The organism is Citromicrobium bathyomarinum, assembly GCA_001306305.2.
GTDB lineage: Bacteria > Pseudomonadota > Alphaproteobacteria > Sphingomonadales > Sphingomonadaceae > Alteriqipengyuania > Alteriqipengyuania bathyomarina.
In genome coordinates this window covers 126,778-141,581 of record CP155577.1, presented here as the reverse complement: position 1 = coordinate 141,581, position 14,804 = coordinate 126,778, and the positions used below count along the sequence as shown (strand labels likewise).

13 protein-coding genes are annotated in these 14,804 nt (G+C 66.1%); 10 read left to right on the top strand and 3 right to left on the bottom strand.

Going from position 1 to position 14,804, the window contains the following annotated elements; all coding sequences use genetic code 11:
* Window positions 1–84: 84 nt before the first annotated feature.
* Entirely contained in the window at window positions 85–771 is a 687-nt protein-coding gene (gene ung / locus VO57_000715) for a uracil-DNA glycosylase (GenBank protein XBL69893.1), read from the top strand.
* Window positions 772–787: 16 nt separating this feature from the next.
* Here the strand turns inward: ung and VO57_000710 are convergent, their stop codons facing one another.
* Together VO57_000710 and VO57_000705 are read right to left on the bottom strand one after the other, a co-directional pair.
* Complete coding sequence (locus VO57_000710) at window positions 788–1,915, bottom strand: hypothetical protein (GenBank protein ID XBL69892.1); 1,128 nt, start codon at window positions 1,913–1,915, stop codon at window positions 788–790.
* A 12-nt stretch (window positions 1,916–1,927) separates the two neighbouring features.
* Window positions 1,928–3,202: a TIGR04063 family PEP-CTERM/XrtA system glycosyltransferase gene (locus VO57_000705; GenBank protein XBL69891.1), complete on the bottom strand. Its 1,275-nt coding sequence runs from the start codon at window positions 3,200–3,202 to the stop codon at window positions 1,928–1,930.
* A gap of 118 nt (window positions 3,203–3,320) precedes the next feature.
* Here VO57_000705 and VO57_000700 point away from each other — a divergent pair, with 118 nt between their 5' ends.
* The 6 genes from VO57_000700 (at window position 3,321) to VO57_000675 (ending at window position 8,260) form a co-directional block, all read left to right on the top strand.
* Entirely contained in the window at window positions 3,321–3,452 is a 132-nt protein-coding gene (locus tag VO57_000700; GenBank protein ID XBL71395.1) for a hypothetical protein, read from the top strand.
* Window positions 3,449–4,846, top strand: coding sequence for a DUF5935 domain-containing protein (locus VO57_000695; protein ID XBL69890.1), 1,398 nt, complete (start codon window positions 3,449–3,451; stop codon window positions 4,844–4,846). Before VO57_000700 ends, VO57_000695 begins: the two co-directional genes overlap by 4 nt.
* A 53-nt stretch (window positions 4,847–4,899) precedes the next feature.
* Complete coding sequence (locus VO57_000690) at window positions 4,900–5,349, top strand: MaoC family dehydratase (protein ID XBL69889.1); 450 nt, start codon at window positions 4,900–4,902, stop codon at window positions 5,347–5,349.
* Window positions 5,350–5,452: 103 nt separating this feature from the next.
* Window positions 5,453–6,634 carry an acetyl-CoA C-acyltransferase gene (locus VO57_000685; protein XBL69888.1) on the top strand — a complete coding sequence of 394 codons (1,182 nt, stop codon included), beginning with the start codon at window positions 5,453–5,455 and terminating at the stop codon, window positions 6,632–6,634.
* A 22-nt stretch (window positions 6,635–6,656) separates the two neighbouring features.
* Window positions 6,657–7,610, top strand: coding sequence for a DUF5996 family protein (locus VO57_000680; protein ID XBL69887.1), 954 nt, complete (start codon window positions 6,657–6,659; stop codon window positions 7,608–7,610).
* A gap of 47 nt (window positions 7,611–7,657) precedes the next feature.
* Entirely contained in the window at window positions 7,658–8,260 is a 603-nt protein-coding gene (locus tag VO57_000675; protein ID XBL69886.1) for a DUF4126 domain-containing protein, read from the top strand.
* Between the two features lie 25 nt (window positions 8,261–8,285).
* Here VO57_000675 and phaZ read toward each other — a convergent pair whose 3' ends face one another.
* Complete coding sequence (gene phaZ / locus VO57_000670; GenBank protein XBL69885.1) at window positions 8,286–9,521, bottom strand: polyhydroxyalkanoate depolymerase; 1,236 nt, start codon at window positions 9,519–9,521, stop codon at window positions 8,286–8,288.
* Between the two features lie 274 nt (window positions 9,522–9,795).
* On the opposite strand from phaZ, the gene VO57_000665 reads away from it, so the two are divergent.
* From VO57_000665 to VO57_000655, 3 genes are all read left to right on the top strand, one after another.
* Window positions 9,796–11,532 carry an ABC transporter transmembrane domain-containing protein gene (locus tag VO57_000665; protein ID XBL69884.1) on the top strand — a complete coding sequence of 579 codons (1,737 nt, stop codon included), beginning with the start codon at window positions 9,796–9,798 and terminating at the stop codon, window positions 11,530–11,532.
* Between the two features lie 149 nt (window positions 11,533–11,681).
* Window positions 11,682–13,853 (top strand): M13 family metallopeptidase, encoded by a 2,172-nt coding sequence (locus VO57_000660; GenBank protein XBL69883.1) that lies wholly within the window; start codon window positions 11,682–11,684, stop codon window positions 13,851–13,853.
* 82 nt (window positions 13,854–13,935) lie between these two features.
* The gene (locus tag VO57_000655) at window positions 13,936–14,745 is read left to right on the top strand and encodes an undecaprenyl-diphosphate phosphatase (GenBank protein XBL69882.1); all 810 of its coding nucleotides are present in this window, start codon (window positions 13,936–13,938) and stop codon (window positions 14,743–14,745) included.
* The last annotated feature ends 59 nt before the right edge of the window (window positions 14,746–14,804 follow it).

Here is a 14,804-nt window from a genome sequence, read left to right as displayed (position 1 = left end):
GCCCCTTGCGCGTTCCCTAGGCATATTGGGGAAAGAGGGGAAGGGCATCTGGCCTCTGGGCCCCCGGACCAATAGCGAGGGGGCATGGGCCAAGACCTACCCGATAGCTGGCAAGACACGCTGGCCCCGGTGCTCGCCACGCCGGAGGCGCGCAAGCTGGGCGGCTTTCTGCGCGCGGAGGAAGCCGCAGGCAAGGCGATCTATCCGCCGCAGGGCTGCCGGTTGCGCGCGCTGGAGCTGACCCCGCTGGACCAGGTCAAGGTCGTGATTCTGGGGCAGGACCCCTACCATGGCCCGGGGCAGGCGATGGGGCTGAGCTTCTCCGTCCCCGATGGCGTGCCGCATCCGCCCTCGCTGCGGAACGTCTTCAGGGAACTGGCGGATGATTGCGGTATCCCGGCGCCCGCGTCGGGCGACCTGACCGCGTGGGCACAGCGCGGCGTGCTGCTGCTCAACAACACGCTGACGGTCGAAGCGGGCAATGCGGGCAGCCACGCGGGGCGCGGGTGGGACGCGATCACCGACGCCTGCGTCGCGGCGGTGGCGGCGCGCGAACAGCCGGCGGTGTTCATCCTGTGGGGCAGCCATGCGCAGAAGAAAGCGTCGCGGATTGCGGAGCTGAACGAGCCGACGCGGCACTGCGTGATTCGCTCGCCGCATCCCAGCCCGCTCTCGGCGCATCGCGGGTTCTTCGGCTCGAAACCGTTCAGCCGTGCCAATGCGTTTCTGGAACAGGTCGGCCTCGGCCCGGTCGACTGGCAGATCGCCTGAGCGAATCCGCGCGCTGTCAGGCCACGTCGTCGAGCCGGGTCAGTCGGTCCAGCGCGACGCGCAACGCCCGGTCGATGTCGCTTTCATCGGGCACGGATTTCGGCGCCAGCGCCGATTCGTGGCGATGTGCGCCGGTGCGCGGCGGGGTGGTGCCAGCCTGCGCTTCGGCCTCACCCTGCAGGGCGCGGGCGAGACGTTCGACCAGTTCTGCAACTCCGAGCTCCTGCAATTCCGGTTCTTCGGCACGCGGTGCGGGCCAGACCGGGGGCGGAGGCGGCGCGGTGGGGCGCGACATCATCCGCTCGATCTGCGTGAGGTCGAGGGGGGGCTGTGCCTGCGCTGCGGGCGCGAAAGACAGCGGTTGGGCAGCGGGCGCTTCCTTGCGGCGCGGCTCTGCGTCCTCCGGCTCTTCCTTGGACACGAAATCGGCGAAAGGGTTGTAGCGCGAGGGTTGCGGGACGGGCGTCGGCTGAGCGATTTCCTGCTCGACCGGCCATGCGTCGTCGCTCCCGTCGTCCGGGGCTGCGTCAGCGCCAAAGACCTGCGGATCGTGCCCGGGCAGCGGCACGGATTCGTCCTGCTCGGCATCCTCTGTCTCGTCGGTCGGGACATCGGCGTCGTGGCTGCCCGAATCGCTCCATGCCGATGCGAAATAGGGATCGTCGATCGGCGGGCCGATCTCGTCGGTCAGTTCGTAGCGGGCATCTTGCGGAGGCGGGGCGGGGCGCTCCTTCTCCTCGGCCACCTTGTCCGCGTCCTCGTCTTCTGCGCCGCGCAGCATGCCGAGCGCGGCACGAACGTCGAGCGGCGCGCGCGCCTTTCTCTTGCGGGTCTTGCGCGGTTCGGCACTGGTTTCGATCGAGCGGGGGGCCTGCTCGTCATCGCTGCGCACACGGCTCGCGATGAACAGGCCCAGCAGCAGCCCCAGCCCGGCAGCGACCGCGACAAAGATGATGCGCGTGTTGGGGCCGAACGGCGGCTCGCCGGAAAACGCCGCGTCGAACAATACGGGAGGCAGCAGCAGGCAGCCGCCGCCGAACAGCGCGGCGAACCACAGGCCGACGATGATGACGAAGGCCGTGCTCTGCGTAAATCCGGCACCTTTGCCGGCGTGTGTCTGTGCGGTGTGATCGCTCTCGGTCACCCTGCTTGTCCTCTATCGCGTGCCGCCCTGGCTGGCGCGGGCTCTCCCAGCGGGAACTGCCCACGCCGCGCCTTCGGGCGACCGATCCAAAGGCCTGCCTAGCAGGCGATGGTAAATGGCTTGATAACGCTGGGCATTTATCGCCCAGTCGCGTTCGAGCGCAACATACTTGCCGGCCCTTTCGCGGATCGCGGGCCATTCGGCCTGCCGATCGAGCATGTCGCCCAGCACGGTGGCCAATGCGTGCGGATCGTCGGCGGGGAAGAGCACCCCTGTCTGCCCGTGATCGATCAGTTCCCTGTGCCCGCCGACATCCGAGGCGGCGACGATACGCCCCTGCGCCATTGCCTCCAGCGGCTTGAGCGGGGTGACCAGTTCGGTCAGGCGGCTGCGTTTGCGCGGGAAGGCGAGAATGTCGATCAGCGAATAGTAGTCGGCCACCTCGCCATGCGGGACGCGGCCTGCGAAGACGATCGAGTCGCCCGCGCTCGAGGCGTCCGCCTGTGCGCGCAGAGCGGCATCGTCCGGCCCGCCGCCGACCAGCAGCAGGCGCGCGTCCGGGTGGCGCCTTTGCAGCGCGGGCAGCGCCGCAATCAGATCGTCGAGCCCTTCGTAAGGGTAGAAACTGCCGATGAAGCCGATCACCGGGCCGTCGCTCACGCCGAGCCGGGCGGCGAGTTCGCCGTTGCGCGGAGCAGGATCTCCGAACTGGGTCAGGTCGACCGCATTGGGCGAAATGCCGATCTTGCCGGGCGGGAAACCGCGCGCGACCAGATCGTCGCGCAGCCCCTCGCAGATCGTGAATACCGCGTCCGCGCGACCCACGACATGGTTTTCGAGCATCCGGGTCAGGCGATATTTGGCCGACCCTTCGTGCCCGGTCCCGTTGGAGACCGCTGCGTCCTCCCAGAAGGCGCGGATCTCGTACACCACCGGGATATCGAGCTTCCTGCCCGCCCGGACGGCAGCGAGACCGCATAGCGCAGGCGAATGCGCGTGGAGTACATCGGGTTGCCATTCTTCCGCCAGCTGCACGATTGCATCGGCCTGTGCCTTAACCTCGCGCCACTCGCCGATCAGCGGAGGGCCGCCTGCCGCACCCTCGCTGCGATGAAAGGTGAGTCCTTCGCAGCTTTCCGTCTGCGGGCCGACGGCGCTGTGGCGCGGACCGGTGAGCCCGCGCACATCCAGCCCGGCCGCCAGCTGCGCGCGCATGATGGCTCGGGTGCGGAAGGCGTAGCCGCTGTGCAGCGGGAGCGAATGATCGAGGACGTGAAGAACGCGCATGGCAGGCTGTGCCTAGCGCGGTGCCCTTAACGCCGCGTCAACTCCGCCCTGATAGCGCGGCTGCGAGATGGCCCGGAAAGGTCCGTGCCCGTCACCTGCCCGATGGAGCATTCACGCCGTGATCGATATGATCGTCATCGTTTCGATCCACGGATTGCTGCTGCTGGCGGCCTATCGGCTAATGCTGCGCGACGACCTAGACGAGGATCCGCTGCTCGAACCGGGAGCCGATAGCGACCCGGGCGCATGACCGACCTGTTCCTCCTCGGCTTTTTCGGCCTTCTCCTGCTGTTCGGGCTCAAGCGCCCGTTCCTGTGGGTCTGCGCCTATCTCTATGTCGATATCCTCGCCCCGCAGAAGATGGGTTTCGGGATCATCACCAGCGTGCCGGTCTCGCTGATCGCCTTTGCGGCGGCCTTCGGCGGCTGGCTGCTGATGGACAAGAAGACGAAGCCGACCTTTACCTTCCGCCAGGCGCTGATGCTGTTCCTGCTGGTGTGGAGCTGGTTCACGCTGCAGGGGGCCGAGTTCACCGAGCCCGCGCTCGCCAAGTGGGACTGGGTGTGGAAGACGCTGGTGTTCGCGATTTTCCTGCCGTTCACCGTGACCACCAAGCTGCGCTTCGAAGCCGCCGCGCTGGTCATGGTGCTGACGGCCGGGGCGATCATCATTTCCGGCGGGATCAAGACCGTGTTCGGCGGCGGCGGCTACGGCACGCTGTCGCTGTTCGTGAACGACAATAGCGGCATCTACGAGAGCTCCACCATCTCGACCGTGGCGATCGCGATCATCCCATTGCTCTACTGGTTCACCCGCTACGGAACGATCTTTCCCCCCAGCCTGCCGGTCAAGATCTTCGCGGCCTGTCTGGCAGGGGCCTGCCTGCTGATCCCGATCGGGACCGAGGCGCGCACGGGCCTGCTGTGCATCGCCATGCTCGGCCTGCTGATCCTGCGCGAAAGCCGCCACAAGCTGCTGCTCGCGGTCGGCGGCGTGCTGCTGTGCGTCGCCGCCTTCCCGTTCCTGCCGCAATCCTATGCCGACCGCATGGCCACGATGATGACTGCGGAGGAGGACGAAAGCGCCTCGACCCGGATGGCGGTGTGGGAATGGACGATCGACTACGCGAAGGACCGGCCGCTGGGCGGTGGGTTCGAGGCCTATCGCGCCAACAGCTTCACCTATCGCATGCCGCAGACGACGGGCGAGGGGAACATGACCACCACCCGGTTCGAGAAGGTGGTGGACGAGGGTCGCGCCTATCACTCGGCGATCTTCGAGATGCTGGGCGAACAGGGCTGGCCCGGCCTGATCGCGTGGCTGCTGCTCCAGGCGCTGGGCCTGTTGCAGATGGAACTGGTCCGGCGGCGAATGCGCAGGCGGGCAGACCCACAGGTCGAATGGCTCGGCCATCTGGCCATCGCGCTCCAATATGCGCAGCTGATCTATCTGGTCGGCGCGCTGTTTCAGGGGATCGCGTGGCAGCCCTTCATCATGATGCTGGCAGGGCTCCAGATCGCGCTGGCAATCTATGCGAAGCGCTATGATTCGCCGCAGGGTGCCACTGTGGGAGAGCGGCTGGCCGCACAGCGGCGCGCCGCCGCTCCCGATGCCGTAGCGACAGGCCCGCCTCCATTGCGCTAGCGCCCGGCATACGGCATGGAGCGCGCACAAATCCACGCAAAGGAGAGGCGCGCATGAGCCCGCAGGATATCGCTGAAAAGGTCGGCGAACAGATCGGCACCAGCCCCTGGGTTGAGATCAGCCAAGACCGGATCAACCAGTTCGCCGAGGCAACCGGCGACCACCAGTTCATCCACGTGAACGAGGAAGCGGCCAAGATGACGCCGTTCGGCGGCACCATCGCCCACGGCTTCCTGACCCTTTCGATGATTCCCTATCTCAGCGCCGAAGCTGACCTGCCCAAGCCCGACGGGATCAAGATGGCCGTCAACTACGGCGGCAACAAGACGCGCTTCATCAACCCGGTGCGGAGCGGAAAGAAGATCCGCGGCCACTGGAAGCTGCTCGAAATGACCGAGAAGCGCCCCGGCCAGTGGCAGCAGACGGTCGAGATCACGATCGAGATCGAAGGCGAGGATAAGCCCGCCCTGATCTGCGAATGGATGACGATGTTCTTCGTCTAAATCCTTGGCGTGAGTCCCGGCGAAAGCTGGGACCTCATGCGATCAGGCAGCAAGAATAAGGAGGTCCCGGCTTCCGCTGGGACTCAGCAAGAGGACCCTTCCCATGACCCGTAGTGCAGTCATCGTTTCCACCGCCCGCACCGCCATCGGCCGCGCGTACAAAGGCGGCTTCAACAACACCAAGGGCGCGACCCTCGGCTCCTACTCGCTCGCCCCCGCGATCGAGCGGGCCAAGATCGAGGCCGGCGAAATCAACGACGTCGTGTGGGGCGCCGCGCTCCAGCAGGGCGCGCAGGCCGGTAACCTCGGCCGCCAGGTCGCGCTGCGTTCGGGCTGCCCGATCGGCGTTTCCGGCATGACGATCGACCGTCAGTGCTCTTCGGGCCTGATGGCGATCTCGACCGCTGCCAAGCAGATCATCGTCGACAACATGGATATCGTCGCGGGCGGCGGCCAGGAATCGATCAGCCTCGTCCAGACCCCCGAAATGCGCGTCATGCCCGATCCCGAGCTGATGGCGATGCACAACGCGGTCTATATGCCGATGCTGCAGACGGCCGAAACCGTCGCCAAGCGCTACGGCATCAGCCGCGACGCGCAGGACGAATACGCGCTCCGCTCGCAGCAGCGCACCGCCGCCGCGCAGGAAGCCGGCAAGTTCGATGACGAAATCGTGCCCGTCACCGTCACCATGAAGGTGAAGGACAAGGAAACCGGCGAGGTTTCCGACCAAGAAGTCACCGTCGCCAAGGACGAAGGCAACCGTCCCAGCACCACGCTGGAAGGGCTGCAGTCGCTCAACCCCGTGATGGGCCCCGACAGCACGATCACCGCCGGTAACGCCAGCCAGCTGTCCGACGGTTCGTCGGCCAGCATCCTGATGGAAGAAAAGCTCGCCGAGAAGCGCGGCCTGACCCCGCTGGGCCGTTATGTCGGCATGGCGGTCGCGGGCACCGAGCCCGACGAGATGGGCATCGGCCCGGTCTTCGCAATCCCCGCAGTGCTCGAACGCACCGGCCTGAAGATGAGCGACATCGGCCTGTGGGAGCTGAACGAAGCCTTCGCGGTGCAGGTGCTCTACTGCCGCGACAAGCTCGGCATCCCCGACGAAGACCTCAACGTCAACGGCGGCTCGATCTCGATCGGCCACCCCTACGGCATGACGGGCGCACGCTGCGTCGGCCACGCGCTGATCGAAGGCAAGCGCCGCGGTGCCAAATACATCTGCGTCACCATGTGCGTCGGAGGCGGCATGGGTGCAGCGGGCATCTTCGAGGTCCTGTGATCCTCGCATAACGGAGACTGACATGGCTGGACGGTGGCCCGCGCTCGATTTCGAGGCCGAGAAATCGGTTTACGCCACCGTCCACGCCTACCTCCAGGTGATCGGCAAGCTGCCGACCCGTGCCCTGCCGTGGTGCAACCACAGCTGGCACCTCGCGATGCTGGTCGTGCCGACCGGCTTTCGTACCTACCCCGTGCAGGCCGATGCGGGCGAAGCCGAGATCCTGCTCGATTGCCACGCCTCGCGTCTCGTCCTGACGACATCGGACGGGCATGAGCGGACGATGGCCGTCACCGGGCAGAGCGTGGCGGACTTCCATTCCGAACTGAGCGACATGCTGCGCGAGGCGGGCATCGCCACATCGATCGATGGCAGCCCCAACGAGGTCGAGGAGGCGATCCCCTTCGCGCAGGACGATGCTCCGCGCGAGTGGGATAGCGACACGGTCCAGCGGCTCCACCGCGCGTTTTCCGACGCTGCGCGGGTGCTGTTCGAGTTCCGCACCGGCTTTGTCGGCAAGTCCAGCCCGGTGCATCTGTTCTGGGGCAGCTTCGATCTTGCGGTGACTCGTTTCTCTGGGCGCGAGGCACCGTTGCATCCCGGCGGTTTTCCCAACCTGCCCGACGAGGTTACGCGCGAAGCCTATAGCCACGAGGTCGCCAGTTTCGGCTTCTGGCCGGGCGGTGGCGGGGTCGAGGAAGCGGCGTTCTACGCCTATGGCTACCCCACGCCCGAGGGGCTGGACAAGGCTGGCATCGAACCTGCCGAAGCTTACTGGCACACCGATCTGGGCGAATTCGTGCTGCCCTACGCGGCGGTCCGCTCTGCCGACGATCCCGAGGCGGTGTTGTTGCGGTTCCTCGAACGCGCCTACCGCGCGGTCGCCACGCGCGGCGATTGGGATTGCGCTGCGCTCGACATCCCGGTCGGTCGGTTGGGCGAGCCCTATGATCTGGCGGCGCACCGGCGGCGCTGAACATTCGTTTGCGCGCGCGGCGTCGGCAAATGTGCTAGGCTGACCCCATGGGAATCATCGAACTCCTTGGCCTTGCGGGTAGTGTCAGCCTGCTGTCGGGCTGGCGGCTCTACGCCACGATCCTGATCACCGGGCTCGCCATGCGGACCGGGTGGGTGCCGCTGCCCGAGCAGCTGCAGGTGCTCGACGTGCTCGCCAATCCATGGGTGCTGGGCGTCGCAGGCGTCGGCGCGGTGATGGAATTCCTCGCCGACAAGGTCATGTGGCTCGATTCGATCTGGGATGCGGTCCATTCGCTGATCCGACCGATCGGGGGCGCGCTGCTGGCGCTGGCGATTATCGATCCGTCCGATCCGACATGGCAGGTTGTCGCCTTTCTGCTCGGCGGCGGGGCGGCCTTTGCCGCGCATGCGGGCAAGGCGAGCGCGCGCGCCGCGATCAACACCAGTCCCGAACCGGTCAGCAACGTCGTCGCCTCGACCGCGGAAGACGTTGCCACCGTCGGGCTACTGGCGCTGGCCTTCGCCAATCCGGTGATCGCAGCGGTCATCGCCGCCGTGCTGCTGGTGCTCAGCATCGTGCTGATCGTGGTCGTGGGGCGGACCGTGAGGCGCGTCCTCAAGCGAACGCCGAAGCCAGACGTAGCCTAGCGTGCCCGAGCTGCTGCGGCTGCAATCAGCCGTGTTCGGCCATGAATTCCTCAACCACCGGCGCGATCTTTGTGCGCCACTTGCTGCCGTTGAAGATGCCGTAATGCCCTGCGCCTTCGGCGAGGTAATAGCGCTTCTTCTTGTCCGACAGGTTGCGCGCCAGCGGCAGCGCGGCCTTGGTCTGGCCGATGCCCGAAATATCGTCTCGCTCCCCCTCGACCGCGAGCAGCGCGGTCTGCGTAATATCGCCCAGGTCGATCACCTTGCCGCGATGCTCCAGCTCGTTGTTCGGCAGCGAGTGCTTCTGGAACACCTCTTCCACCGTCTGGAGGTAGAATTCCGCCGTCATGTCGCAGACGCTGCGATATTCCTCGTAGAAATCCTTGGTCAGCTGGGCGCTTTCGTCCTCACCCGCGACCAGATGCTTGTACATCTCGTAATGCGAGAGGATGTGGCCGCCCAGGTTCATGCTCATGAAGCTCGCCAGCTGCATGAAGCCGGGATAGACGCGCCGCCCGCTGCCCGCGTACTGGGCGGGCACCGTAGCAATCACGTTCTGCCGGAACCAGCTGAGCGGCCGCTTCATCGCCATGTCGTTGACCGTGGTCGGGCTTTCGCGCGTGTCGATCGGCCCGCCCATCATGGTGAGTGTCTTGGGTGAGGCCTTGTCCTTCACGCCGTTCATCAGCGCGGTCGCGGCGAGCGCGGGGACGGAGGGCTGGCATACCGCGACCACATGCGCGGCCTCGCCTTCGTTACGCTGCGCGATCTCCTGCAGGAACTCGACGATGTAATCGATGTAGTCGTCGAGGTCGAAGCGCCCTTCGGCGAGGGGGATGTCGCGCGCGTCGTGCCAGTCGGTGATGTAGACCTCGGCGCTTTCGATCATCCGTTCGACGGTACCGCGCAGCAGGGTGGCGAAATGACCGCTCATCGGGGCGACGATCAGAACCGCAGGTGCATCATCGGGAAGACCTGCGCGGCGAAAGCGCTTGAGATCGCCGAAGGGACGGTGCAGCACCAGCGTCTCGGACACCGGATCGGCCTTGCCCTTCACGGTGACGCTTTCGATGTCGAATTCGGGCTTTCCGCGCCGGATCGTGGCGTGCGCGAAAACCTCCAGCGCGGAGCCGGCGATCGGTCCGATACCGGTATAGGCCATCGGGTTGCGCGGATTGGTCAGCAATTCGGAGCCGATCGAGGCCATCGCGCTGGCACTGTTCAGCCAGGCGGCCTGCAATTCGTAAGCGTGATAGAGCACGGGGGGCCTCTTACATTCAGTGTCGGGGCGAAAATCGCCTCCGGGTTGGGCAATAGCCTGCCCGGGTTCATGCCGTTGTGCAACGCACAATGTATTATAGGCAACGTACGAGGTGGATGAGGTGTCCATCGACCGTGGATTTCCCGCCGCCGCGCGGCTAGGCGGGGCGCACATGGCTCGCGAAGATCAGACTCACAAAGGCCGGCGGCGCCGGGGCAGTTTACCTGAAGCCGAGGCCGGCCCGCCCAAGGCTCGCTCGCTCGCCCCCTTGCGCATGGTCTACCGTGAGGCGGCACGCTACCCGCGCGAGATCGCCTTCGCCGCTGCCGCGCTGCTCACCACATCTGCCGCGACGCTAGCGATTCCGTGGCGCTTCAAGGTGATCGTCGACGATGCGTTCGGCGGCAGCGCGGGGCCGGAGCAGATCGCGCACGCCTTCGAGTACCTGCTGATGATCGTGGTGGTGCTGGGCATCGGCACCGCGCTGCGGTTCTATTTCGTCAGCTGGCTGGGCGAGCGGGTGGTCGCCAATATCCGGCTCAAGGTGCAGGAAAACCTGCTTCGCCAGTCGCCGAGCTTCTACGAGGAAAACAGCCCGAAAGAAATTTCGAGCCGGATGACTTCGGACACCGCGATCATCGAAACCGTGGTGGGGACGACGGTTTCGGTCGCGCTGCGCAACAGCCTGACCGCAATCGGCGGCATCCTGCTGCTGCTCTATCTCGCGCCCTCGCTCACCCTCGGCTTGCTGATCGGGATTCCGCTGGTGCTCGCGCCGATCGTGTTCTTCGGGCGCAAGATTCGCAAGGTTTCGCGCTCCAACCAGGACCGGGTCGCCGATGTCGGGGCCTATGTCACCGAAGTGCTGAGCGCGATGCCGATCGTCCAGAGCTTCGGCCAGGAAAAGCGCGAGGGCAAACGCTTCGCCGGTGTGGTCGAGCGAACCTTCGACAGCGCGAAACGGCGCATCCTGCTGCGCGCGGCGATGACCTCGATCGTCATCGTGCTGATCTTTGGCGGGATCACGATGGTCATGTGGCGCGGCGCGCTCGCGGTGTCGGAAGGCGTCATCACCGGGGGCACGATCACCGCTTTCGTGCTGACCGGCGGGCTGGTCGCAGGCGCGTTCGGTTCGCTGACCGAAGTCTATGGCGATCTGCTGCGCGGAGCGGGCGCGGCGGACCGGCTGGCCGAGCTGCTACACGCAGAGCCGGCCATCGCCCCGCCGCCCAAACCGCAGCCGCTGCCCGTGCCCGCGCGCGGCAGCCTGTCGTTCCGCAATGTCAGCTTCACCTATCCCAGCCGCCCCGGCGAGGTCGTGATCGACGACCTGACGCTGGAGATCGAGCCGGGGGAAACCGTCGCGCTGGTCGGCCCGTCTGGGGCGGGCAAGTCGACGCTCTTCATGCTCGCCCAGCGGTTCTACGATCCCGATGAGGGCACGATCCGGCTTGACGGGATTGCCTTGCCGAGCGCCGACCCGGCCGAAATCCGCGAGCGGATGGCCTTCGTCCCGCAGATCGGCACGCTGTTTTCCGGCAATGCGCGTGACAACCTGCGCTACGGCCGCTGGGATGCGAGCGACGAGGAGATCTGGGAGGCCGCGCGCCTCGCCAATGCGGCCGACTTCATCGAGGCGCTGCCTCAGGGGCTAGACACCAATCTGGGCGAGGACGGCACGCGCCTGTCCGGCGGGCAGCAGCAGCGACTCGCGATCGCTCGCGCGATCCTGCGCGATTCGCCGATCCTCCTGCTCGACGAGGCGACCAGCGCGCTCGACGCGCAGAGCGAGCGGCTGGTGCAGGAAGCGCTCGGCCACGTGATGCGCGGGCGGACCACGCTGGTCATCGCGCACCGGCTCGCCACCGTGCGCGAGGCGGACCGGATCGTGGTGATGGACGGTGGCCGGATCGTGCAGCAGGGCACCCATTCCGAACTCGTCGCACGCGGCGGGCTCTATGCGCAGCTCGCAAAGCTGCAATTCGACGCGCCGCGCAGCGACACCGCCTGATTGCGGCGCTGCCTCAATCGATGAGCGACAGACTCGGCCCGACGAGCGTCGCTGTACCTGGCCCGCATGGGCGTATGACGGCACCATGCGCAATCCGCCGTTCATCGCGGGCGGCGATAGAAGCAAATCTTTGAACAAGGGGCATAATCATGATCCGAACCTTCCTAGCCACCGCTAGCGTTGCCGCGCTGGCGATCGCCGCGCCCGCCGCCGCCCATGAGGGGGACGCGCCCGACGGGATCGAGATGCTGTTGCAGGACAATGGCTCGAGCGAGGGCGAAACCGCCACGCCGACGATGAGCTTCGGCGAATGGGGCGTCGACACCTCGCTGCTGTCCGACACGATCGATCCGGGCGACGACTTCTTCGCCTACGTCAACCAGAAGTGGCTCGATGCGAACCCGCTGCCGCCGGAATACAGCCGCTTCGGTGCGTTCAACCTGCTGCGCGAGAAGTCGACCAGCGATGTGAACACGCTGGTCGACAGCCTGCTCAAGAAGCCGGCCGCGCAGCTGACGTCGGACGAGAAGCGTATCGTCGACGCCTATAATTCCTATTTCGATACCGACGCGATCAATGCCGCCGGCCTTGCGCCCGCGCAGCCCTATCTCGACAAGATCCGCGATGCGGGCACACTGGCGGAGCTCGCCACGCTGTGGGGCACGCCGGGCTATTCCTCGCCGATGGGCGGCGGCGTCAGCGTCGATTCGAAGGAGCCGACCCGCTATTCGGTCTATGTCGGATCGGGTGGCCTCGGCCTGCCGGACCGCGACTACTATCTCGACGAGACGGACAAGGGCCGCGAGATCCAGGCCAAGTATCGCGAATACCTGACCTTCCTGCTGAAAGAGGCAGGCTATGACGACCCCGCCGCGATGGCCGAGTCCGTGTACAATTTCGAAGACAGCATTGCCCGCAAGGTCTCCTGGGACCGCGCGACGCGCCGCAACCGCGACCTGACCTACAATGCGCTGACGCCCGAAGAACTGGGCGCACTGGCCGGTGGCTTCCCGCTCACCGCGCTGCTCACCGCGAGCGGCTTTGCCGATACCGACCGCTTCATCGTCGGCGACCTTCCGCCCAGCCTCGAGCAGGCGAAGGAGCTCGGCCTGACGGACGAAACGCTCGACAAGATCGGCGGCGGCACGCCCGCGCTGATGGAGCTGGCGGTGAATACCCCGGTCGAGGTGCTGCAGGCCTGGACGATCAAGGAATTCCTCGAAAACAACGCCTCGGTCCTGCCCTCGCGTTTCGATGAGGCGGATTTCGCGTTCTACGGCAAGGTGCTGCAGGGCACGCCCGAACAGCGCCCCCGGTGGAAGCGCGCGATCGGCGAGACCGAGGGCCTGCTCGGCGAGCTGCTCGGCAAGTCCTACGTCGCGGAGTACTTCCCGGCGGAAAACAAGGCCGCGATGGAAGAGCTGGTGGCCAACCTGCGTGTCGCGCTGCGCCAGTCGATCGGCGAGATCGACTGGATGGGAGAGGCGACCAAGGAAGAAGCGCTCGACAAGCTCGACAGCTTCGATCCCAAGATCGGCTACCGCGACAATCTGGAAACCTATCAGGGGCTGACCATCACTCCGGGCGATCCGATCGCCAACCGGATGGCTGCGGCCCGCTGGCAGTGGAAGGACAATCTTTCCAAGCTGGGCGGCCCGATCGACCGGACCGAGTGGTTCATGCTGCCGCAGACGGTCAACGCCTACTACAACTCGACCAAGAACGAGATCGTCTTCCCCGCCGCGATCCTGCAGCAGCCGTTCTTCGCGCTGAGCAATGATCCGGCGGTGAACTACGGCGGGATCGGCGGCGTCATCGGGCACGAGATGGGCCACGGCTTCGACGATCAGGGTTCCAAGTCCGATGGCACCGGCATGCTGCGCAACTGGTGGACCGACGCCGACCGCGCCGCGTTCGACAAGCTGGGCGATGCACTGGTCGCGCAGTACAACAGCTATTGCCCGCTCGACGATGGCGAGACCTGCGTGAACGGTCGCCTGACGCTGGGCGAGAATATCGGCGATCTGGGAGGGCTCAGCCTTGCCTACCGCGCCTACAAGCTCAGCCTGAATGGCAAGGAAGACAAGGTGATCGACGGGCTGACCGGCGACCAGCGCTTCTTCCTCGCCTGGGCGCAGGTGTGGCGCAGCCAGCAGCGCGAGGAAGCGGCCCGCACCCGCCTGCTGACCGATCCGCACAGCCCGGAAGAGTTCCGGGTCAACGGCATCGTGCGCAACATGGATGCGTGGTACGACGCCTTCAACGTGACCCCGCAGGACGATCTGTACCTGCCGCCCGAAGAGCGGATCCGGATCTGGTAAGCGGGCATAAGCCTGTCATCCTGACACTGTGGGGCCGCGCGAGCTTGACTTGCGCGGCCCCTTGTCTTTGAGCGTGTCGCCCATGGACACCATCGTAACCGCGATCCTGCTCGGCATCCTCGAAGGGCTGACCGAGTTCCTGCCGGTCTCCTCGACCGGTCACCTGATCCTCGCGCAGGCGTGGTTCGGCTACGACCCGGCGCTGTGGCGGCAGTACAATATCATCATCCAGCTGGGCGCGATCCTCGCGGTAGTGGTGACCTATTTCAAAACCTTCTGGACCATGGGCACCGGGTTGCTGCGCGGAGAGCGCAAGGCGATTTTGTTCGTGCGCAACATCCTGCTCGCCTTCCTGCCCGCCGCAGTGATCGGCCTGCTGATCCTCGACGTGATCGACGCGATGCTGGAAAGCCCCGCCGTGGTCGCCATCGCGCTGATCGTGGGCGGGATCGCGATCCTCGTGCTGGAGAAGGCCATCCCCACGCGCGAGGAGCAGGGGGTCGAGGCGCTGTCGTGGAAGACGGCGATCGGAATCGGCTTCGTCCAGTGCCTTGCGATGATCCCCGGCACCAGCCGCTCGGGCGCGACCATCATGGGCGCACTGGCGATGGGCGTGGGGCGCAAGACTGCGGCCGAGTTCTCGTTCTTCCTCGCGGTGCCGACCATGCTCGGTGCGTCGGTAGTCAAGATCGTCCAGGAGCCGGAGCTTCTCGCAGGGACCGCGACGATCGGCTGGACGCATATCGCGCTGGGCTTCGTCGCCAGCTTCCTGGTCGCGCTGGTCGTGGTGCGGGCCTTCGTCGCCTATGTCAGCAAGCGCGGCTTCGCGCCTTTCGCGTGGTACCGCATCCTGATCGGCTCGGTCACGCTGATCTGGCTCTTCGCATTCTAGCCGACAAGGGGCTTGCCCTTGTCCGCGGCCGCCCGATCCGCACCTTGCTGAGGGTGGTG